Annotated in this window: 21 protein-coding genes; 10 read left to right on the plus strand and 11 right to left on the minus strand. The window is 74.0% G+C overall.

The window, feature by feature from the left end; translation table 11 throughout:
• Positions 1–44 precede the first annotated feature (44 nt).
• From glpD to L1857_RS18040, 3 genes are read right to left on the minus strand one after another with little or no spacing between them, the layout of a single operon-like run.
• Positions 45–1,730, minus strand: a complete 1,686-nt coding sequence (glpD, locus tag L1857_RS18030) for a glycerol-3-phosphate dehydrogenase (protein ID WP_116110159.1) — start codon at positions 1,728–1,730, stop codon at positions 45–47.
• Between the two features lie 19 nt (positions 1,731–1,749).
• Positions 1,750–3,261 carry a glycerol kinase GlpK gene (gene glpK, locus L1857_RS18035; protein ID WP_249465689.1) on the minus strand — a complete coding sequence of 504 codons (1,512 nt, stop codon included), beginning with the start codon at positions 3,259–3,261 and terminating at the stop codon, positions 1,750–1,752.
• An 18-nt stretch (positions 3,262–3,279) separates the two neighbouring features.
• The gene (locus tag L1857_RS18040; protein WP_094005322.1) at positions 3,280–4,095 is read right to left on the minus strand and encodes an MIP/aquaporin family protein; all 816 of its coding nucleotides are present in this window, start codon (positions 4,093–4,095) and stop codon (positions 3,280–3,282) included.
• A gap of 153 nt (positions 4,096–4,248) precedes the next feature.
• Here L1857_RS18040 and L1857_RS18045 point away from each other — a divergent pair, with 153 nt between their 5' ends.
• Together L1857_RS18045 and glpK (L1857_RS18050) are read left to right on the plus strand one after the other, a co-directional pair.
• Positions 4,249–5,010, plus strand: a complete 762-nt coding sequence (locus L1857_RS18045; RefSeq protein ID WP_249465692.1) for an IclR family transcriptional regulator — start codon at positions 4,249–4,251, stop codon at positions 5,008–5,010.
• Positions 5,011–5,040: 30 nt separating this feature from the next.
• On the plus strand, positions 5,041–6,945 hold the full coding sequence (glpK, locus tag L1857_RS18050) for a glycerol kinase GlpK (protein ID WP_249467440.1): 1,905 nt from the start codon (positions 5,041–5,043) through the stop codon (positions 6,943–6,945).
• Positions 6,946–6,970: 25 nt separating this feature from the next.
• Here glpK (L1857_RS18050) and L1857_RS18055 read toward each other — a convergent pair whose 3' ends face one another.
• Positions 6,971–7,570, minus strand: a complete 600-nt coding sequence (locus tag L1857_RS18055) for an isochorismatase family protein (protein WP_116110156.1) — start codon at positions 7,568–7,570, stop codon at positions 6,971–6,973.
• 71 nt (positions 7,571–7,641) lie between these two features.
• Positions 7,642–8,625 carry a GlxA family transcriptional regulator gene (locus L1857_RS18060; protein WP_094005325.1) on the minus strand — a complete coding sequence of 328 codons (984 nt, stop codon included), beginning with the start codon at positions 8,623–8,625 and terminating at the stop codon, positions 7,642–7,644.
• Between the two features lie 148 nt (positions 8,626–8,773).
• On the opposite strand from L1857_RS18060, the gene L1857_RS18065 reads away from it, so the two are divergent.
• From L1857_RS18065 to L1857_RS18090, 6 genes are all read left to right on the plus strand, one after another.
• Complete coding sequence (locus L1857_RS18065; RefSeq protein ID WP_094005326.1) at positions 8,774–9,118, plus strand: MmcQ/YjbR family DNA-binding protein; 345 nt, start codon at positions 8,774–8,776, stop codon at positions 9,116–9,118.
• A 41-nt stretch (positions 9,119–9,159) separates the two neighbouring features.
• Positions 9,160–9,696 carry a sugar O-acetyltransferase gene (locus L1857_RS18070; protein WP_283258016.1) on the plus strand — a complete coding sequence of 179 codons (537 nt, stop codon included), beginning with the start codon at positions 9,160–9,162 and terminating at the stop codon, positions 9,694–9,696.
• 67 nt (positions 9,697–9,763) lie between these two features.
• A complete protein-coding gene (locus L1857_RS18075; protein ID WP_249465694.1) occupies positions 9,764–10,120 on the plus strand; it encodes a hypothetical protein in 357 nt (118 codons plus the stop codon).
• Between the two features lie 202 nt (positions 10,121–10,322).
• Positions 10,323–11,546 (plus strand): MFS transporter, encoded by a 1,224-nt coding sequence (locus tag L1857_RS18080; RefSeq protein ID WP_249465697.1) that lies wholly within the window; start codon positions 10,323–10,325, stop codon positions 11,544–11,546.
• On the plus strand, positions 11,546–12,337 hold the full coding sequence (locus L1857_RS18085; protein ID WP_094005329.1) for an ArsR/SmtB family transcription factor: 792 nt from the start codon (positions 11,546–11,548) through the stop codon (positions 12,335–12,337). The genes L1857_RS18080 and L1857_RS18085 overlap by 1 nt, the downstream gene beginning before the upstream one ends.
• The gene (locus tag L1857_RS18090; protein ID WP_198958212.1) at positions 12,334–12,795 is read left to right on the plus strand and encodes a DinB family protein; all 462 of its coding nucleotides are present in this window, start codon (positions 12,334–12,336) and stop codon (positions 12,793–12,795) included. The genes L1857_RS18085 and L1857_RS18090 overlap by 4 nt, the downstream gene beginning before the upstream one ends.
• A 46-nt stretch (positions 12,796–12,841) precedes the next feature.
• Here the strand turns inward: L1857_RS18090 and L1857_RS18095 are convergent, their stop codons facing one another.
• From L1857_RS18095 to L1857_RS18105, 3 genes are read right to left on the minus strand one after another with little or no spacing between them, the layout of a single operon-like run.
• Positions 12,842–13,051: a hypothetical protein gene (locus L1857_RS18095; protein WP_094005330.1), complete on the minus strand. Its 210-nt coding sequence runs from the start codon at positions 13,049–13,051 to the stop codon at positions 12,842–12,844.
• A gap of 3 nt (positions 13,052–13,054) precedes the next feature.
• On the minus strand, positions 13,055–13,513 hold the full coding sequence (locus tag L1857_RS18100) for a cupin domain-containing protein (RefSeq protein ID WP_094005331.1): 459 nt from the start codon (positions 13,511–13,513) through the stop codon (positions 13,055–13,057).
• Positions 13,513–14,175, minus strand: coding sequence for a hypothetical protein (locus tag L1857_RS18105; RefSeq protein ID WP_094005332.1), 663 nt, complete (start codon positions 14,173–14,175; stop codon positions 13,513–13,515). The genes L1857_RS18100 and L1857_RS18105 overlap by 1 nt, the downstream gene beginning before the upstream one ends.
• A 142-nt stretch (positions 14,176–14,317) precedes the next feature.
• Between L1857_RS18105 and L1857_RS18110 the strand changes: the two genes are divergently transcribed.
• Positions 14,318–16,921 carry a helix-turn-helix transcriptional regulator gene (locus L1857_RS18110; RefSeq protein ID WP_249465700.1) on the plus strand — a complete coding sequence of 868 codons (2,604 nt, stop codon included), beginning with the start codon at positions 14,318–14,320 and terminating at the stop codon, positions 16,919–16,921.
• A gap of 3 nt (positions 16,922–16,924) precedes the next feature.
• On the opposite strand, the gene L1857_RS18115 is transcribed toward L1857_RS18110, so the two are convergent.
• The 3 genes from L1857_RS18115 to L1857_RS18125 all read right to left on the minus strand — a co-directional run bounded on the left by L1857_RS18115 (position 16,925) and on the right by L1857_RS18125 (position 18,481).
• Positions 16,925–17,098 (minus strand): hypothetical protein, encoded by a 174-nt coding sequence (locus L1857_RS18115; protein ID WP_162831003.1) that lies wholly within the window; start codon positions 17,096–17,098, stop codon positions 16,925–16,927.
• A 100-nt stretch (positions 17,099–17,198) separates the two neighbouring features.
• Complete coding sequence (locus tag L1857_RS18120; RefSeq protein WP_249465702.1) at positions 17,199–17,849, minus strand: response regulator; 651 nt, start codon at positions 17,847–17,849, stop codon at positions 17,199–17,201.
• A gap of 68 nt (positions 17,850–17,917) precedes the next feature.
• Positions 17,918–18,481, minus strand: a complete 564-nt coding sequence (locus L1857_RS18125; protein ID WP_116110149.1) for a TetR/AcrR family transcriptional regulator — start codon at positions 18,479–18,481, stop codon at positions 17,918–17,920.
• Positions 18,482–18,570: 89 nt separating this feature from the next.
• Between L1857_RS18125 and L1857_RS18130 the strand changes: the two genes are divergently transcribed.
• Complete coding sequence (locus L1857_RS18130; protein ID WP_249467444.1) at positions 18,571–20,091, plus strand: MFS transporter; 1,521 nt, start codon at positions 18,571–18,573, stop codon at positions 20,089–20,091.
• Positions 20,092–20,111: the final 20 nt, after the last annotated feature.

Raw genomic sequence — 20,111 nt, forward strand, 5'->3', positions numbered from 1 at the left:
AGCCCCGGGTGATCCCACCCCTCGTCGGATCACCCGGGGCCGGCTCACCCCAGCGCGGGGACCGCCAGGCGGCGTTCGTTCGCGGTGGCGTCGTCGGGCGCCTCCTGGGCGGTGCGCTCCGCCTCGACGCGGGCCCGGTAGTGGGCCACCTCGCGGTCGCGGCGCTCGGGCGACCAGCCCAGCTCCGGCGCGATCAGGCCGGCCACCACCGGCGCCGCCGCCAGGCCGCGGTCCCGCTGCTCGATCGAGATCCGCGTCCGCCGCGTCAGCACGTCCTCCAGGTGCAGCGCCCCCTCGTGCGTGACGGCGTACACCGCCTCCGCCTTCAGGTACTCCGGCGCGCCCGGGATCTCCTCGCCCAGCTCCGGCCGCTCACCGGCCAGCTCCAGGACCTCCTCGGCCGCCGTGCCGTAGCGGCCCAGCAGGTGCTCGATCCGCGACACCGGCAGCCCGGCGCGCCGGGCGAGCGCGTACCGGTCCTCCCACATCCGCGCGTACCCGCGCGCGCCGACGATCGGCAGCCGGTCCGTCCACGACGGCGGCGCCGGGCGGTCCACATCGGACATCGCGGCGTCCACCGCGTCCGCCGCCATCACCCGGTACGTCGTGTACTTGCCGCCGGCCACGACCACCAGCCCCGGCACCGGGTGCGCCACCGCGTGCTCCCGGGACAGCTTGGTCGTCGCGGTCGCCTTCGCCGCCAGCAACGGCCGCAGCCCCGCGTACACGCCTTCGATGTCGTCGTGCGTCAACGGCTTGCGCAGCACCGCGTTGACGTGGCCGAGCACGTAGTCGACGTCCGCGCGGCTGGCCGCCGGGTGCTCGCGGTCCAGGTCCCAGTCGGTGTCGGTGGTGCCGACGATCCAGTGCGGTCCCCACGGGATCACGAACAGCACGCTCTTCTCGGTGCGCAGGATCAGCCCGGTGTCCAGGTCGATCTTCTCGCGCGGCACCACCAGGTGGATGCCCTTCGACGCGCGCACCGTGAACGGCTTCTCGATGCCCGCGGCCTCGGCGATGTCGTCGCTCCACACCCCGGTCGCGGCGATCACCACGCGCGCCCGCACGGTGATCTCCGCGCCGCTCTCCCGGTCGGTGACCCGCGCGCCGGTGACCCGCTCGCCGTCGCGCACCAGCTCGGTGACCCGCGCCCGGGTGACCACCGCCGCGCCCTGGTCGGCGGCCGTGCGGGCGATCATCATCGTGTGCCGGGCGTCGTCGACCTGCGCGTCGTAGTACTGGATCGCGCCGATCAGCGCGTCGTCGGCGAGGCCGGGCGCCACCTCGAACGCGCGGCGCCGGCTCAGGTGACGGTGCCGCGGCAGCGCCCGCGCCCCGCCGAGCGTGTCGTACAACGTGACCCCGGCGCCGATGTAGCCGCGCTCCCAGACGCGGTGCCGCAGCGGCACCAGGAACTTCACCGGGCGCACCAGGTGCGGCGCGAGCGTGCGCAGCAGCAGCCCGCGTTCGCGAAGCGCCTCCCGCACCAGCTTGAAGTCCAGCTGCTCCAGGTAGCGCAGCCCGCCGTGGATCAGCTTGCTCGACCGGCTGGACGTGCCGGCCGCCAGGTCACGTGCCTCGACGAGCGCGACGGACAGCCCGCGCGACGCGGCGTCCAGCGCGGCGCCCGCGCCGGTGACACCACCACCGACGACGAGCACGTCGAACTCTTCGTTGGCCAGGCGACGCAGCGAGTCGCCGCGGTAGGCGGGGGACAGGGGTTGGGACACGGCTTTCTCCTCGTGATCGTCAGTCGACGTCGACCCAGTCGAGGGTGCGGCCGACGGCCTTCTGCCAGCCGGCGTAACCCTCGGCGCGCTGGGTGTCGCTCCAGGACGGTTCCCAGCGCCGGTCCTCGTTCCAGTTCTGTTCCAGCTCGCCGGTCGACCGCCAGAACCCGGCGGCCAGCCCGGCCGCGTAGGCGGCCCCGAGCGCGGTGGTCTCGGCGACGACCGGCCGCGACACCGGCACGCCGAGGATGTCGGCCTGCAGCTGCATGCACAGCTCGTTCGCGGTGACGCCGCCGTCCACGCGCAGCACGTCGAGCGTGACGCCGGAGTCGTTCTGCATGGCCTCCACCACGTCGCGCGTCTGGTAGCAGATCGACTCCAGCGTCGCGCGCGCCAGGTGGGCGTTGGTGGTGGCGCGGGTCAGGCCGACGATCGCGCCGCGCGCGTCCGAGCGCCAGTACGGCGCGAACAGCCCGGAAAACGCCGGCACGAAGTAGATCCCGCCGTTGTCCTCGACCTGCCGGGCCAGCGTCTCGCTCTGCGACGCGCCGCTGATGATGCCCAGCTGGTCCCGCAGCCACTGCACGGCCGACCCGGTGACCGCGATCGAGCCCTCCAGCGCGTACACCGGCTTGTCGTCGCCGAACTGGTAGCACAGCGTGGTGAGCAGCCCGTGCTGGGACCGGACCAGCTCGTGGCCGGTGTTGAGCAGCAGGAAGTTGCCGGTGCCGTAGGTGTTCTTGGCCTCGCCCGGCCGGAAGCACACCTGCCCGACGGTGGCCGCCTGCTGGTCGCCCAGCACCCCGGTGATCGCGATCTCCCCGCCGAGCGGGCCGTCGGCGCGGGTGGTGCCGAAGTGGCCCGACGACGGCTTGATCTCCGGCAGCATCCGCCGCGGGATGCCGAAGAACGACAGCAGCTCGTCGTCCCAGTCCAGCGTTTCCAGGTCCATCAGCATGGTACGGGAGGCGTTGGTGACGTCGGTGACGTGCACGCCGCCGTCCACCCCGCCGGTGAGGTTCCAGATCAGCCAGCTGTCGGTGGTGCCGAACAACGCGTCGCCGTTCTCCGCGTCCACGCGGACGCCCTCGACGTTGTCCAGGATCCACTGGAGCTTGCCGCCGGAGAAGTACGTGGCGGGCGGCAGCCCGGCCTTGCGGCGGATCACCTCGCCCTGGCCGCCGCGCTCCAGCGCCGAGGCGATGCGGTCGGTGCGGGTGTCCTGCCACACGATCGCGTTGGTGTAGGGGCGGCCGGTGCGCCGGTTCCACACCACGGTGGTCTCGCGCTGGTTGGTGATGCCCAGCGCGGCCAGGTCGGACACCGTCAGGTTCGCCTTGGTCAGGGCGCTGGCGATCACCGCGCGGGTGCGTTCCCAGATTTCGGTCGGGTTGTGCTCGACCCAGCCCGGCCGGGGCAGGATCTGCTCGTGCTCGAGCTGGTGGCGGGCGATCTCGTTGCCGCCGTGGTCGAAGATCATGAAACGGGTGCTGGTGGTGCCCTGGTCGACGGCACCGACGAAATCGGGCATGGTCACTCCTTCGTGAACTCAGGCGGTGGGCTCGAGGGCCTTGGCGGGCCCGATGTCCTCGGTGCGGGGCAGGTGGCGGCTGATGAAGTACTTGTAGATCGCGCCGCCGATCACCGCGCCGACGATCGGCGCGACGACGGGCACCCACCAGTACGGGCTGCCGTACTGGTCGTTCCACGCGGTGTCGTAGCCGGTCAGCCAGGACGCCAGGCGCGGGCCGAAGTCACGGGCCGGGTTGATGGCGTAGCCGGCGTTGGTGCCCCACGCCATGCCGATCCCCACCACCAGGAAGCCGACGACGACCGGGCCGAGGTTCGCGGCGGGCGCGGTGTTGCGCAGGTCGGTGATGGCGAAGATGACCAGGGCCAGGATCGCGGTGCCGATCACCTGGTCGCGGAAGGCGCCCCAGTCGCCCACCGGCAGCGCGCCGTTGCCGGGCAGGGTCGAGAACACGCCCTGGGTCTTGATGGTCAGGCCGGGGTCGACGGCGTTGAGCACCTCGGTGTAGTTCCAGCGCACCAGCAGCGCGGCGACGAACGCGCCGGCGGTCTGGGCCAGGGCGTAGGGGGCGACCTTGCGCCACGAGAACCCCTGGAACACCGCCAGCGCGACGGTGATCGCGGGGTTGAGGTGGGCGCCGCTGATCCGCGAGGCGACGTAGACACCCAGCGTGACGCCGATGCCCCAGGCCCAGGCGATGCTGTCGTGGTCCCCGATTCCGGCGGCGCTGACCTGCGCCACCACCCCGCATCCGAACAGGATGAGGATCATCGTCCCCACGAACTCGGCGGCGAGTTCGCCGGCGAGCCCGTGAGCCTTGAGGCTTCGCGTCATTGCTTCCTCCACAAAGGACCGGTTCCCCCATTGGTGACGCCGAAGCTATGACCGCGGGGAGACCGGGGCAACGCGCCGCGGTCGGCATTGCCGAACACCCGGAGAGGCGGTTCGACATTGTCGAACTCCGTCCCGCCGCGTTAGGGTCCCGCTGTGCCCGGTCCGATCCAGTCCATCGAACGCGCCGCCGCGATCCTGCGGCTGCTGGCGCGCGGTTCCGGACGCCTCGGCGTCGTCGAGATCGCCGAGTCGCTGGAGCTGGCCAAGGGCACCGCCCACGGCATCCTGCGCACGCTGGCCGGCGTCGGGTTCGTCGAACAGGACCGCGACACCGGCAAGTACCGGCTCGGGGCGGCGCTGCTGCACCTGGGCAGCAGCCACCTCGACGTCAACGAGCTGCGCTCGCGGGCCATCAACTGGGCCGACGCGCTGGCCGCCCGCAGCGGTGAGGCGGTGCGGATCGGCGCCCCGCGCCAGGGCCGGGTGCTGGTGGTGCACCACGTGTTCCGCCCGGACGACAGCCCGCAGACCCTCGACACCGGCTCGCTGCTGCCGCTGCACGCCACCGCGCTGGGCAAGGTCCTGCTCGCCTACGACGCCGCGCTCCTGGCGTCGTGGCGCTCGGCCGAGCCGGAGGCCTACACCCGCCGCACGCTGGCGCCGGCCGCGCTCACCCGGGCACTGGCCGAGGTCCGCCGGGCCGGGTGGGCGGCCGAGCGCGGCGAGATGGTGCCGGGCGAGGCCGGGATCGCCGCGCCCATCCGGGGCCACGGTGGCATCGTGGTCGGGGCGATCGGCGTCTCCGGCGCCGAGGACCGGATCTGCGAGCCGAGCGGGACGCCGAAACCGCGGCTGGCCGAGCAGGTCCGCGACGCGGCCAGGGCGGTGTCGCGCGACCTCGTCGCGTCCCGGTGAGGAGGAGGTGAGGCGGTGCAGCACTACGTGATGGCGGTCGACCAGGGCACCACGTCCACCCGGTGCATCTTGTTCGACGCCCGCGGGCGGCTGGTGTCGGTGGCGCAGCGCGAGCACCAGCAGCACTTCCCGCGCCCCGGCTGGGTCGAGCACGACGCCACCGAGATCTGGCGCAACCTCGCCCGGATCGTGCCGCAGGCGCTGGCCGACGCCGGGATCGGCGCGGAACAGGTCGCCGCGCTCGGGATCGCCAACCAGCGCGAGACCACGGTGCTGTGGGACCGGCACACCGGCGTGCCCGTCGGCCGGGCGATCGTGTGGCAGGACACCCGCACCGACGGCATGGTCGAGGCGCTGGCCCGCGAACCGGGCGCGGACCGCGTCCGGCGACTGTGCGGGCTGCCGCTGGCGACCTACTTCTCGGCGCCGCGCATCCGCTGGCAGCTGGAGCACACGCCCGGTCTGCGCGAGCGGGCCGAGCGCGGTGACGTGCTGTTCGGCACCATCGAGAGCTGGCTGATCTGGAACCTCACCGGCGGGCCGGAGGGCGGCGTGCACGTCACCGACGTCACCAACGCCTCCCGCACCATGCTGATGAACCTGCGCACGCTGTCCTGGGACGACGAGCTGCTGGAGTTCTTCGACGTGCCGCGCGCGATGCTGCCGGAGATCCGCTCGTCGACCGAGGTGTACGGGACGACGTCGCGGGTGGTGCCGGGGATCCGGATCGCCGCGGCGCTCGGTGACCAGCAGGCCGCGCTGTTCGGGCAGACGTGTTTCGCGCCCGGAGAGGCGAAGTGCACCTACGGCACCGGCAGTTTCCTGTTGCTCAACACCGGGACCACGCCGGTGCTGAGCACCCACGGCATGCTCACCACGGTCGGGTTCCGCATCGGGGACGAGCCCGCGGTGTACGCGCTGGAGGGTTCGATCGCCGTCACCGGGTCGCTGGTGCAGTGGTTCCGCGACGGGCTGGGCCTGATCGGCAGCGCGCCGGAGATCGAGACGCTGGCGCGGACGGTCGAGGACAACGGCGGGTGCTACATCGTGCCGGCGTTCTCCGGGTTGTTCGCGCCGCACTGGCACAGCGAAGCGCGGGGCGTGATCGCCGGGCTGACCTCCTACATCACGAAGGGGCACCTGGCGCGGGCGGTGCTGGAGGCCACCGGGTGGCAGACGCGCGAGGTGGTCGAGGCGATGAACGCCGACTCCGGGATCGCGCTGTCCACGTTGCGGGTGGACGGCGGGATGACCGCGGACAACCTGCTCATGCAGTTCGTCGCGGACGTGCTGGACGTGCCGGTGGTGCGGCCGATGGTGGCCGAGACGGTGTCGCTGGGCGCGGCGTACGCGGCGGGGTTGTCGGTGGGGTACTGGCCGGACCTGGAGGGGTTGCGGCGCAACTGGCACCGCGCGGGCCAGTGGCTGCCGGAGATGGACCCGGCCCGCCGCGAGCGGGAGTACGCGCACTGGCGGCAGGCGGTCGGGCTGACGTTCGGCTGGACGCGCCCGTCCCCGGCGGCGACCCCCGGCACCGACGTGACGGAGCTGGTGCAGGCCGACCACCGGCGGTTCGAGGAGCTGTTCCGGGAGCTGCGCAACGACCAAACCGACCGGGCGGCGCTGGCGGGCGAGCTGGCCGCGTTGCTGACCGCCCACGCCGCGGCGACTTCGCGTGTGCTCCACCCGGCCGAGCCGGGGGTGGACCTCGCCGCCGACGTGCTCGCGCTGGTGGAGTCCGGTTCGGAGAAAGCGTTGCTGCGCCTGGAATCCGCCGTCGATGACCACATTCGCGCGGAGGAGCGCGGGCTGCTCAACGACCTGCGCCGCACGGTGTCCCCGGCGGAGCGGCTGAGCCTGGGCCGGGCGTACGCGGCGGAACGAGCGCGCCGCCTGGACGCGACGCCGGATCCGGGGCGCGGGCTGCGCCTGTGACGGGGCAGCCCGCGCCGGTGACCGGTCAGATCAGGTCGTCCACCGTGGGGGCGATCGTGCCGAACAGGTCGCCGATCGTGGTCAGGGCCGCGGTGTGGAGCGCGCCGGCCGCCACGGGGGTGCCGTCCGGGCCGGGCAGGGTCCGGGCGGCGCTGGCCTCGGCGACGACCGTCGGGCGGTAGCCGAGGTTGAAGGCGCCCTGGGCGGTGAACATGACGCACATGTGGGTCATGAAACCGGCCAGCACCAGGTCCGGCCCCGCGCCCAGCTCGCGCAGCGTCTTGTCCAGCTCGGTGTCGTGGAACGCGTTCGGCATCTGCTTGACCACCACGGGTTCCCCGTCGGCGGGGGCGACCTCCGGGCTGATCGCGCCGATCTCGGCCCGGATGTCGTAGGGGCTGCCCGGGCCGCCGTCGTTGACGACGTGGACCACCCGGGATCCGGCCTGCCGGGCGGCGGCCAGCAGGCGGGCGCCGGCGGCGAGGGCGGGTTCGGCGTCGGCGAGGGCCATCACGCCGGTGCGGTAGGTGTTCTGGTAGTCGATCAGGACCAGCGTGGCGTCGGCGAGCCGGGGCAGCTCTTTGCCGAGGCCCATCACCTCACGCAGGGTCGCGGACACGATCATGTGAACTCCTTCTGGGCAGGGGAAACGACGGGTGCGGCGGGATTGCCGGGCCCGGAGACTGGGGAATCGGGTCAGACGGTGGTGCGGAAACGGCGGCGGTAGGCCGCCGGGGTGGTGCCGATCTGCTTGCGCATCGCCCGGTGCAGGGTCTCCACCGACCCGAGCCCGCAGACCGCGGCGACCCGGTCCAGTGGTTCGTCGGTGCTCTCCAGCAGGCGCCGGGCCGCCTCCACCCGGGCGGCTTCGACGTAGGCGGCCGGGGTGTCGCCGGTCTCCTGCCGGAAGACCCGGGCGAAGTGCCGCTCGCTCAGGCACATCCGGGCCGCCAGCGCCGCGGTGGACAGGTCGCCGTCGAGGTGGTCGGCGATGAACAGGCGCAGCTCGTCGATGTCCCGGCGGGAGGCCGGTGGCCGGCTCAGCGGCACCGAGAACTGGCTCTGCCCGCCCTGGCGCTTGAGGTACATGACCAGCTGCCGGGCCACCGCCAGGGCGACCTCCTCGCCCAGGTCCTCGGCCACCAGCGCGAGCGACAGGTCCATGCAGGCGCTGATCCCGGCGCCGGTCCAGACGTTGCCGCACCGCACGAAGATCGGGTCGGGGTCCACCCGCACCGCCGGGTGGTCGGCGGCCAGCTGGGCCGCGGTCGACCAGTGGGTGGTGGCGGTCTTGCCGTCCAGCAGCCCGGCCGCCGCCATCACGTGCGCGCCCACGCACACCGACGCCACCCGGCGGGCCAGCGGCGCGGTCGCCTTCACCCAGGCCACCACCTCCGGGTCGATCCGCGCGACCGGCCCGTCCGGGTGCAGGTCGACCGCGCCGGGCACCAGGAGCGTGTCCAGCGCGCCGTCCACGTCGGCGAAGGCGAGGTCGGTCACCAGGCGCACGCCCGCCGAGGTGGTGATCACGCCGGAGTCCGGCCCGGCGAGCTGGACGCGGTAGCCCGCGGCGCCGCCGGTCTCCCGGTTGGCCAGCGCGAACACCTCGGCCGGGCCGGTGACGTCGAGGAGGTCGACGTCGGGGAAGACCGCGATCACGATGCGGCGGGTGGTTGCCATGTACCCATCGTGACCGCTGGAGGGGCGTGGCGGCAATGACGGTGTTCTGTCAGATCCGGACACGTGGCGAAGAGACCTCGGCCCTGGACCGAATCCTGGCGCGGCGCCCGGTTTGTCTAGGCTGGGACCGGACAGTGGGGGTGTGCGGATGAGCGTGCGTGCTGCGGAGTTCCACCGGATGGTGGACGCGCTGGCGGAGGTCCAGCGCGGCAAGGGCAGCGAGTACACGTCCTTCAGCGTGCGCGGCAAGCGGTTCGGCTACTACTGGCCGCGGACGGAGACCGTGGGCCTGAAGCAGACGCTGATCGAGCAGCAGGCGCTGGTCGCGGAGCGGCCGGAGGTGTTCGAGGAGCAGTTCACGGCGGGCGGCTTCGGCTGGGTGGTGGTCCACCTGGCCGGCATCGACGCCGACGAGCTGGCCGAACTGGTCTACGAGGCGTGGCGGTTGTCCGCGCCGGAGGAGCTGATCGACGCGCAGCCGCTGCCGCGGTAGCGGCTGGCGCGCCGGTGCGGCCACTGGCAGTGTGGTGACGCGTGGGTGATCAGCGGGACCGGATGCTCGCGGGCGAGCTGTACCGCGCCGACGACCCGGAGCTGCAGGCCGGGTTGTGCCGCGCGGCCGGGTTGCAGCGGCGGTTCAACACGGACGCGGACCCGGCGGTGCTGCGGGAGCTGCTGGGCTCGGTGGGGGAGGACGTCGAGGTCCGCCCGCCGCTGTACGTCGACTACGGCTCGCACGTCACGATCGGGCCGCGCACGTTCCTCAACTACGGCGTGGTGCTGCTCGACGTCGCCCCGATCACGATCGGCGCGGACGTGCAGATCGGCCCCGGCGTCCAGCTGCTGACCCCGACGCATCCGCTCGACGCGGAGCTGCGGCGGGCGAAGTGGGAGGCCGGGAAGCCGGTCACGGTGCACGACAACGTCTGGCTGGGCGGTGGGGTGATCGTGTGCCCCGGCGTGACGATCGGGGCGGACACCGTGGTGGGCGCGGGCGCGGTGGTGACGCGCGACCTGCCGCCGGGCGTGGTGGCGGTGGGCAACCCGGCGCGGGTGGTGAAAACGCTCTGAGTCCTGTCGATCCGGCGCGTGGTGGTTCGACGTACCGGTATCAGGCACGAGGAGGAGGACGAGAGCGATGACCACCACGACACTGCTGAGCCGGATCGCCCTGGACGACGCGCTCGTCGCCGAGGACCACGCCGAGGAGAGCGGCTTCCTGGACCCGCTGGACCGGATCACCTGCCCGGTGCACCGCCGCTGGATCCACCAGTGCTGCCACAGCGACCTGCACGTCAGCCAGGTCAGCGGGCACCGCTGGTGCCGCCCGTGCCGGCGGGCGCTGGAGGTCGCGGTCGACGAGGTGCTCGGCACGGTCACCCTGCGCTGCCCCGGGTGCGCCCGCGGAAGCCACACCCGCGCCGACGCCCAGCTGATCACCGCCTGCGAGGCGAGCCTCACCGCGGCGACCCGCGCCGCGCGGCGCGCCGCCTGACGGTCACACCGCGAGCCGGTCCCGCCCGGGCGGCGCCGCAAGGTGCCGCCACGTCCCGAACCACGAGCCGGCCCGGCCTGGGCGGCGGCGAAGGTCTCCCCACGTCGAGCGAGCCGTGGACCTCCTGTCACAACGGCCGGTTGTGACACGCCGCCCGGTGCGTTGTTGGTGGTGCCACCCCGGGTTCGGCTTGCCTGTCCCGGTGCGGAAATCAACGAACCTCGGCCGTCCGTTCGCGTGGTTGTGGGCCGCTTACGCGGTCAGCGCCTACGGGACCGGGCTCGGCTTCGGCGCGTTCACGGTCGTCGCCGTCGATGTGCTGCACGCGGGACCGGCGCAGGTCTCGGCCCTGTCGGCGGCCGGGCTCGCGATCGGCGCGCTGCTGGCTGTGCCGCTGGGGCCGTGGATGGAGTGGCGCGCCAAGCGGCCGGTCATGATCGCGATGGACCTGGTCCGCTTCGCCGCGCTGGCCTCGGTCCCGCTCGCCCACTGGCTCGGCGTGCTGTCCTTCGCGCAGCTGCTCGTGGTCGCGGTGATCGCGGGCGCGGCGAAGATCGCGTTCATGGCCGCCGCCGGCGCCTACCTCAAGACCCTCGTCCCCGCCGACCGGCTTCTCGTCGCCACCAGCCGGTTCGAGTCCACCACCTGGTCGGCCACGGTCGTCGGACCGCCGCTGGGCGGCGCGGCGATCGGGGTGCTCGGCCCGGTGGTGACCGTCCTCGCCGACGCCGTGAGCTACCTGCTGTCCGCGCTGGGCCTCGCCGCGATCCGGCACCGCGAACCGCCCCCGCGCGGGACCACGGCCACCCGCCGGTGGCGCGACCTCGCCGAGGGGTGGCGCCTCATCCTCGCCCACCCCACGCTGCGCCGGCTCTTCGCCAACACCATCGCCGTCAACGCGCTGATCATGGCAGGCGAGCCGATCGTGTCCGTGCTCATGCTCGCCCACCTGGGGTTCCCGGCCTGGCAGTACGGGCTGGCGTTCGCGGTGCCCTGCCTCGGCGGCCTGATCGGGTCGCGCCTGGCCCGCCGGATCGCCGCCCGCCTCGGGGAACACCGGGTGCTGCGGGTCTTCGGCACGCTTCGCGTGGTCTGGCCGCTGGGGCTCGCCGCCGTCCAGCCGGGACCGGCCGGGCTGGTGATCGTCATGGGCACCCAGTTCGGGCTCATCGTCTGCCTCAGCGTCTACAACTCCGTCCTCGCCGCCCACCGGCTGAACCACGTCGAGACCGGGCGGCACGCCCGCGTGCTCACCGCGTGGTCGATCAGCTCCAGCGCCGCGATCGCCGTCGTCACGGTGCTGTGGGGGCTGCTCGCCCAGGCCGTCGGACCGCGCGCGGCGCTGGCCCTGGCGGGGGTCGTCCTGCTCGCCACGCCGGTCCTGCTGCCCGGACGGTTGACAAAAGGCAGGTATTTACCTGCATAATGGTCGGCGTGAGCGCGGAAGCGATGGACGCGGTGTTCAAGGCGCTGGCCGACCCCACCCGGCGGTTGCTCCTGGACCGCCTGCGGGAACAGAACGGACAGACGCTGAGCCAGGTGTGCGAGCGGCTCGGCATGGCCCGCCAGTCGGCGACCCAGCACCTCGACGTCCTGGTGCGGGCCGGTCTCGTGACCGTCGTGCGCCGCGGGCGGCAGCGCCTGCACTACCTGAACCCGGCGCCGATCCACGAGATCGAGCAGCGCTGGATCGCCGAGTTCGACAAGCCCCGGCTGCGCGCGCTCGCGGCCATCAAAGCCCAGGCAGAGGAGTCCGCCATGACCATCCCGACCTACGTCTACGTCACCTACATCCGCGCCGGCGCCGAGCAGGTGTGGCACGCCCTCACCGACGCGGACCTGACCGCGCGGTACTGGGGGCACTCCAACGTCTCCGACTGGCAGCCCGGCTCGCCCTGGGAGCACCGCCGCACGGACGGATCGGGCGCGGCCGACGTCGTGGGGAAGGTGATCGAGTCCGAGCCGCCGACGCGTCTGGTCATCACGTTCGAGGACTCACCCGAAGAGTCGCGGGAGCCGTCGGTGGTCACGTTCCTCGTCGAACCGCACCAGGACATCGTGCGGCTCACCGTGACCCACGAGAAGCTGCCCAACCGGGAGATGCTGAACGGGATCTCCGCCGGGTGGCCGGCGGTGCTGGCGAACCTGAAGTCGCTGCTGGAGACCGGCGACGTGCTGCCGCAGGCGCCGTGGGAGATGTCGGCGGCGCACGCGTGATCGCGGGGTTGCGCGACGCCTGCCGCGGGCTGCTCGACGCCGCCGCCGGGCGGTTCACCGAACCGCCCGCGGGCGAGTGGAGCGCGGGCCAGATCCTGGCCCACGTCTCGATCGTCAGCGCGGTGACGATCGGGGCGGTCTCGGCCGTCGCCGCGGGTGAGCACACCACCTACGACAACCGCGTCGCCCAGGACCGCTGGACGCTGTCCCGGATCATCGAGCTGGCCGGCGGGAGCGCCGGGCTCCGCGAGCGCATCCACCGCCAGGGCGAGGCGCTGTGCACCCTCACCTCGGCGCTGAGCGAGGCCGAGCTGGACACCCCGGTCCCGGCGCGGCTGGTGTCCGGTGACGCGGTGCTGGTGGACCGGCCGCTGCCGCTGCGGGATCTGATCACCGGCCTGGCGGAGACCGAATTGCCGGGCCACACCAAGCAGTTGCTCGCGCTGCGGTCCGGTTAGGACAGTGCGACGAGGATGACGCGAAGCGTTCCTCGTGGACCCCGGCTCAAGCGTCGTCGAGCAAGGTGCCCAGCTTCGCCTCCGCGATCGCGAACAACGCGTCCAGCGACTGGGGCTCCACCCGCAACCGCGCGGCGATCCGGGCTCGCGGGACGCCGGCGTCGCGCAGCCGCAGCGCCTCGGCGTAGGCGTCCGGCAGCCGCGCGATCGCCGCGTCCCGCGTGGACGGTGGATCGCCGGACGGGCGCCCTGCCACCTCTCAGCTGCCCGGTTCCAGGAGGCTGACGCCGTGCCGGCGGATCACCTCCAGCACCGCCGGCAGCACCTCCTCGATCGGCCGGCCCGCCGGCACCGTCGCCGCGAAGTCGGCGAAGAACCGGCCCGCGCCGTCGCCGGTGGTGATCGCGAGCACCCGTGCGGCCTTGCTCGTCACCTCGAAGGTGAAGGGGCACCGGGCCGGAATCGTGATGGCCGCGCCCGGGCCGAGGTCGTGGACCTCGCCGCCGGCGTGCACCGTCACGTCCCCCTCGACGACGTACATCGTCCCCGCCCACGGCGACCGGTGCGGCGGTCCCGCGGGTGCCCGCGGCGCCTCGACCTCGAACACCTCGTACACCCCACCGGTGTGTTCCGCGCCCGCCTTGACCGTGTGCACCCCGTCCGGCATGGCGAGCGGCACACCCGCGCCGGGCCCGGTGAGGTGGATCTTGCCGGTCATCACGCCTCCTGCTGGGTGATCAGGGCCTGCGCGCACCCGGCGAACCCGGCCGCGAGGACGAGCCAGGCGACCAGTGCCGCGATGCCGGAACCGGAGAACCACGAGACCGGGATCGCCACCGCGGCCAGGATGAGCGCGGCACCGGCCCACACCGGCGCCGCGTGCCCGCGCACGATCGCGACACCGAGCAGGATCAGGCCGGCGAGCCCGGCGAAGAAGACGAAACCGAGGATGCCGGACGGGATGTCCTCCGCGGTGTCCATCATGGTCACCGTCGTGGACACCGGCACGCCGCTCTTGAGCGCGACGTAGGCCAGCGCCTCGGTGTCCAGACCGACCGGGAGCGCCGCGCCGAACGCCAGCACGGTGCCGGCCAGACCGAGCGTGGGCGCGTTCCGGCGGGCCACGCGGCCGGCGGTGAGCACGGCCGGCACCCACAGGAGCGTGGACACCGCGGCCAGCCAGGCCGTCGCCGGGTAGCCGTCCGGATCGGCGGCCATCCGCTGCGCGATCGCGGTGTTGCTGGTGCCGGCGATGTCCAGGTCCAGCGCCAGGCTCACGGCGACCAGCAGCGGGGCCAGCACGGCGGACGCGCCCATGAGGTACCTCGCCACCGGCGGCAGGGCGAGGCCGGACCGGGGCCCGGTGTGCACAGCGACCATGACGTCCCTCCTTCGGGAACGGCGGAACCCTGACGCGCCCAGCCTGATCCGGCCTCGGGCCGGGCACACGAGTAGTGCGGTACTCGGAAATCGCCCGCGGGGTGGAAGACGCCGGGACAGCGGCCGTCTACCGTCCCGTGTCGTGGGCCTGAACTGGCCGTTGACCGGCCGGGCGGAAGAGCTGCGGTTCGTCGACGCGGTCGTGCGGCGCGGCGCGGGCCACGGCGTGGTGCTGGCGGGCGCGGCCGGGGTCGGCAAGACCCGCCTCGCCCGGGAAGCGGTGGCGGCGGCCAGGCGGCGGCACGCGAGGACGGTGTGGGTCGCCGCGACCGCGTCGGCCCGTGCCGTCCCGCTCGGGGCGTTCGCCGCCGTGCTCACCGACGTGAGCGGGGACGCGACCCAGCTGCTCCGGCAGGCCGCCGAGGCGCTCACCGGAACCGCCCGCGGTGACGTCGTGGTGGCGGTGGACGACGCGCACCTGCTGGACGCGCTGTCCGCGTCGCTGGTGCACCAGTTCGTGCTGCGCCGGGTCGCCACCGTGGTGCTCACGGTGCGCAGCGGGGAACCGGTGCCGGACGCGGTGACCGCGCTGTGGAAGGACGGTCACCTCGACCGGCTGGAGGTCCAGCCGCTGTCCGAGGCGGAGACCGTGGCCCTGCTGGAGGCGGTGCTCGGCGGCCCGGTGGACAGCGCCGGCGCGGCCCGGCTCTGGACGCTCTGCCGCGGCAACGCGCTCTACCTGCGCCAGCTCGTCGACGGCGAAGTGGCCGGCGGCGGGCTGCGCCTGGTTCGCGGGGTGTGGCGCTGGTCGGGGCGGCCCGCGCTCTCGCCCGGCCTGGCCGACCTGGTCAACACCCGCATGGGCCGGTTGTCCGGCGCGGTCCGCGACGTGGTGGACGTCCTCGCGCTCGGCGAACCCCTCGGCGTGCCCGTGCTCGTGGCCCTGACCAGCGCCGACGGCGTGGAGCAGGCCGAAGCCGAGGGCCTGGTGGCGGTCGAACCGGACGGCCGCCGGCTGGAGGCCCGGCTGGCGCACCCGCTCTACGGCGAGGTGCGCCGCGAGGCGCTGGGCGTGCTGCGGGCGCGGCGGCTGCGCGGCCGGATCGCGCGGGCGCTGCAGGACACCGGCGCCCGGCGCGCCGACGACACGATGCGGCGGGCAGTGCTCGTCGTGGACTCCGACCTCGATCCGGACCCCCGGCTGCACACGCTCGCCGCGCAGCGGGCCATCGCGCTGCTCGACGTCCCGCTCGCCGCCCGGCTGGCGCGGGCGGCCGTCGACGCCGGTGGCGGGTTCGAGGCGCGCGTGACGCTCGGTTCCGCGCTGTCCTGGCTGACCCGCGGGGACGAGGCGGAGGCCATGCTGTCCGCGCTGGCCCCGCTCGCCACCGACGACGGCCAGCGCAGCGTGGTCGCGGTGTCCCGCGCCGGGAACCTGTTCTTCTCGTGCCGCCGCCCCGCCGAGGCCGGGGCCGTGCTGGACCGGGCGGAGTCCGCCATCACCCGGCCCGGGGCACTCGCGCCGATCCGGGCGATCCGCGGGGTCTTCCACGCCGCCGCGGGACGGCCCCGGGAGGCGATCGAGTCCGCCGTCGCGGCGCGGTCGGCCGGCGCGCTGCCCCCGCACGCGAGCCTGCTGGCGGCGTGGGCCGCGGTCGGCGGGCTGGGCCCGCTCGGCCGGGCCGGTGAGCTGGACCGGGCGGCCGCGCCCGGATACGCCGCGGCCGAGCAGTCCTTCGACGCGGTCGTCCCGTCGTTCGGGTTGTGCGCGGCCCACCTCCTCGGCCTCCGGCTCGCCGGGGCGCTGCGCGGCGTGGAGGACCTCGCGCGGACCAGGTACCGGCAGGGCGCCGAGATCCCCGGACCGCTGCAGCTGCTGGGTGTGGCGCTGCTGGGCTACGCCGCGCTCTACCGGGGCCGGCTGGGCACCGCCGTCCGCAGGCTCCGGGAGGCGGAGGCCGGGCTGGGGCCGGTCCGCCGGCAGGGGCCGGGGTCCGGCAACCTCGTCGCGCTGACCCAGGCGCTGGCCATGTCCGGGGAGGCCGGTCAGGCGGCGGTGGTGCTCGCTGCCGCGGAGGACGAACGGCACCCGGCGACGGCGGTGCTGGAACCGGAGCTCGTGCTCGCCCGGGCGTGGGTGCGGGCGGCCGAAGGAGCGGTGAGTGCCGCGATCCGGCTCGCCCGTGACGCGGCCGGCCTGGCGGCGGGACGCGGCCAGCCCGCGTTCGAGGTCTACGCGCTCCACGTCGCGGTGTGTTTCGGGGACCGGACCGCCGCCGGCCGGCTCGCCGAGCTGGCCGGCCAGGTCGAGGGTCCCCGCGCGGCGGCCGCCGCGGCGCAAGCAGCCGCTCTCGCCGGCGACGACGCCGACGGACTGTTCGCGGCCTCCCGGGCGCTGGAGGAGATGGGCGACCAGCTGGCCGCTGCCGACGCCGCTGCCCAGGCCGCGGTCGCGCACGCCCGGTCCGGTCACCCGGTGGCGGCACGCGCGGCCGTCACCCGCGCGCACCGGCTCGCCGAAGCGTGCGAAGGCGCGCGAACCCCGGCGCTGGCGGCGGTGCGGCCGTTGCCGCTGACCGGCCGCGAGCGCGAGATCGTCACGATGGCCGCGCGCGGCCTGTCCAACCGCGAGATCGCCGACCGGCTCGTCGTCTCGGTCCGCACCGTCGAGGGACACCTGTACCGGGCGAGCGCGAAGCTGGGTGTCACGGAACGCGCCGCGTTCGCCGAACTGCTCGGGTTCTGAAGGTTACTTCTCCTGGCCCCGGAAGCCGGGGAGTCCAGGGAAATCCCGGCCCCGCCCGGCCCGCACCTTGCAGTACGGCGCGGCGCCGGGCTTCGCGGGCTGGATCGTCACCGGCGCGTCGGTGACGCCACCGAGGTCGAGACCGGGCACGTCGGCGCAATCCAGCACGGGCACCACAGCGGGCAGGCCGTCCGGGGTGACGGCGGACCGGGCAGCGGCGCACGACGGTCAAGGCCTGCGAACAGGATTGCCAGCATTTCGGCCTGAGGCAGCGCTTTCAGCGCGGGGCGTCCGGGTCCCTGTCCGCCTGGAGTTTCGCCGCGAGGACGGCCGCCTGGGTGCGCCGCTGGAGGCCGAGTTTGGCCAGCAGCCGCGACACGTAGTTCTTCACCGTCTTCTCCGCGAGGAACATCCGCTGCGCGATCTGCGCGTTGGTCAGCCCCTCGCCGATGAGGTCCAGCAGCGTGCGTTCGCGCTCGGTGAGCCCGGCCGCCGGGCCGTCGCGGGCGTCGGCGCGCAGCTTGGCCATCAGCGTCGACGCGGCGCGGGTGTCGAGCAGCGACCGGCCGGTGCCGACCGCGCGCACGGCCGAGACCAGCTGCAGCCCCTGGATGTCCTTGATGACGTAGCCGCCCGCGCCGGCCAGGATCGCGTTGAGCATGGCCTCCTCGTCGGTGTAGGAGGTCAGGATCAGCACGTTCAGCTCCGGGAACCGCGACCGCAGCTCCCGGCACAGCTCGATGCCGTTGCCGTCGGGCAGGCGCACGTCGAGCACCGCGACGTCCGGGCGCAGCGCCGGGATCCGCGCCATCGCCTGGGCGGCCGTGGACGCCTCGCCGACGACCCTCAGCTCGCGGTCGGCTTCGAGCAGGTCGGCGACGCCGCGGCGGACGACCTCGTGGTCGTCGACGAGGAACACGGTGATCACGGCAGGACCCTTCCGCAGGCGATCTGCCCAATCTAGGCCGCGTCGCGCGCCCCGCGGCCCGGCGGAAGTCACCTCGGGCGAGGACCAAGGTCACTTTCCGCCGCGTCCAGGCCCAGACGGCGCAGCACCTCCGGCATCCGGTCGAGCACCGGCTGCGGCGTCTGCCCGCCGAGTGTGGCGCGCAGGTAGAGGCCGTCACCGAGCAGGCCGACGATCTCGGCGGTCAGCGGGTCGCCGATGTGCTGTTCCAGCAGCTCCCACCACAGCCGGCCGACCTCGTTCATCGTCTCGGTGACCTTCGGTTCGCTGCCGAGCAGCCGCAGCGCGGCGATCGAGGCGCGGTGGGCCGGCTTGGTCATGTCGGCGTCGGTCACCGACGACAGCAGCCAGTACCGCACCACGCCCTCGGGGGCCGTGCGCGCCTGCTCGACGTCGGCCGCGGTGAGCCGCAGCAGCCGGTCGAGGAGGCCGTCGAGCAGGGCGTCCTTCGACCCGAAGTGGTACAGCAGCCCGCCCTTGGACACCTTCGCGCGCGCGGCGACGGCGTCCAGGGTGACGGCGGCCGATCCGCTCTCGATGAGGATGTCCTGGTAGGCGTCGAGGATCTGTTCCCGCGCGGAGGGGCGTCCCATGTCGCTTGACTATACCGTCTGGACGGTTTAGTTTCGAGAGCGGGGCAAACTGTACCGTCCGGACTGTTCAGAAAAGGGTTGTGATCGTGATGGCCGGGGGACGCCGGGACTGGCTCGCGCTGGGTGTGCTGGTGCTGCCGGTGCTGCTGATCAGCGTCGACATGACGGTGCTCGGGTTCGCGCTGCCGTACCTGAGCGAGGACCTCGGCCCGACCGGCGCCGAGCAGCTGTGGATCGTCGACATCTACTCGTTCGTGCTGGGCGGGCTGCTGGTCCTGATGGGCACGCTCGGGGACCGGATCGGGCGGCGCAAGCTGCTGCTCTCCGGCGCCGTCGCGTTCGGCGCCGCGTCCGTGGCCGCGGCGTTCGCGACCAGCCCGCTCATGCTCATCGCCGCGCGGGCGCTGCTCGGGGTCGGCGGGGCGACGCTGATGCCCTCGACGCTGGCGCTGATCCGCACCATCTTCACCGACCCGGCGCGGCGGCGGACCGCGATCGCCGTGTGGGGCGCCGGGTTCTCCGGCGGCATGGCGCTCGGGCCGGTGCTGGGCGGCTGGCTGCTGGAGCACTTCTGGTGGGGCTCGGTGTTCCTGATCAACGTGCCGGTGATGCTGGTGCTGCTGGTCGCCGGGCCGCTCCTGCTGCCGGAGGCGCGGGACCCGGAGCCCGGCCGCTTCGACCCGCTGTCCGCGCTGCTGTCGCTGGCGGCGGTCCTGCCCGTGGTCTACGGCATCAAGCGGTTCGCCGAGCACGGCGCGGATCCGCTCGCGGCCGTGAGCGTGCTGGCCGGCGCGGTGTTCGTGGTGGTGTTCGTGCGGCGCCAGCGTGCGCTGCCGGACCCGATGCTCGACCTGGCGCTGTTCGCGGACCGGCGGTTCAGCGCGTCGGTGCTGACGAACATGCTCGGGGTGTTCGCCCTGGCCGGACTGTTGTTCCTGGTGCCGCAGCACCTCCAGCTCGTGCTCGGCCTGCGGCCGATGACGGCGGCGCTGTGGCTGCTGCCGACGACGGTCGCCGGCGTCGCGGGTTCCTTCGCCGCGGCGCGCCTCGCCCGGCGGGTGCCGGTGCCGCGGCTGATCGGCGGCGGGCTGCTGGCCGCGGCGGCGGGGTTCGCGGTGCTGGTGGCCCTCGGCGTCCACAGTGGACTGGCGATTCTGGTGGCCGGCATGGCGCTGGTGGGGTTCGGGGTGTCGTTGTCGGAGACGCTCACCAACGACCTGATCATCACCGCCGCCCCGCCCGCGCGGGCCGGTGCGGCGTCGGCGATCTCGGAGACGGGGTTCGAGCTGGGTGGCGCGCTCGGGACGGCGGTGCTGGGCAGCATCGCGGCGGCGGTCTACCGGGCGGGCGTGCCGGCCGGTGCGGGGGACACGGCGCGCGAAACGCTCGGCGGAGCGGTCGCGACGGCGGCCGGGCTGCCCGCGGCGGAAGCGGATGCGCTGCTGGCCGCCGCGAAGGAGGCGTTCGTGCACGGCGTGCAGGTGAGCGCGGTGGCCGGGGCGGTGCTGCTGGCCTACACCGGGGTGCAGGCGCTGTTCTTGTTGCGCTCCAGAGGAACCGGCGCGGCACCCGCGCGTGGGCGGCACCGGGCGGCGGCTCCGCGCGGCTGAGGTCGGCCTGTGCAGGAGTG

This window comes from Amycolatopsis thermalba, assembly GCF_023376025.1.
GTDB classification, from domain to species: Bacteria; Actinomycetota; Actinomycetes; order Mycobacteriales; family Pseudonocardiaceae; genus Amycolatopsis_E; species Amycolatopsis_E thermalba.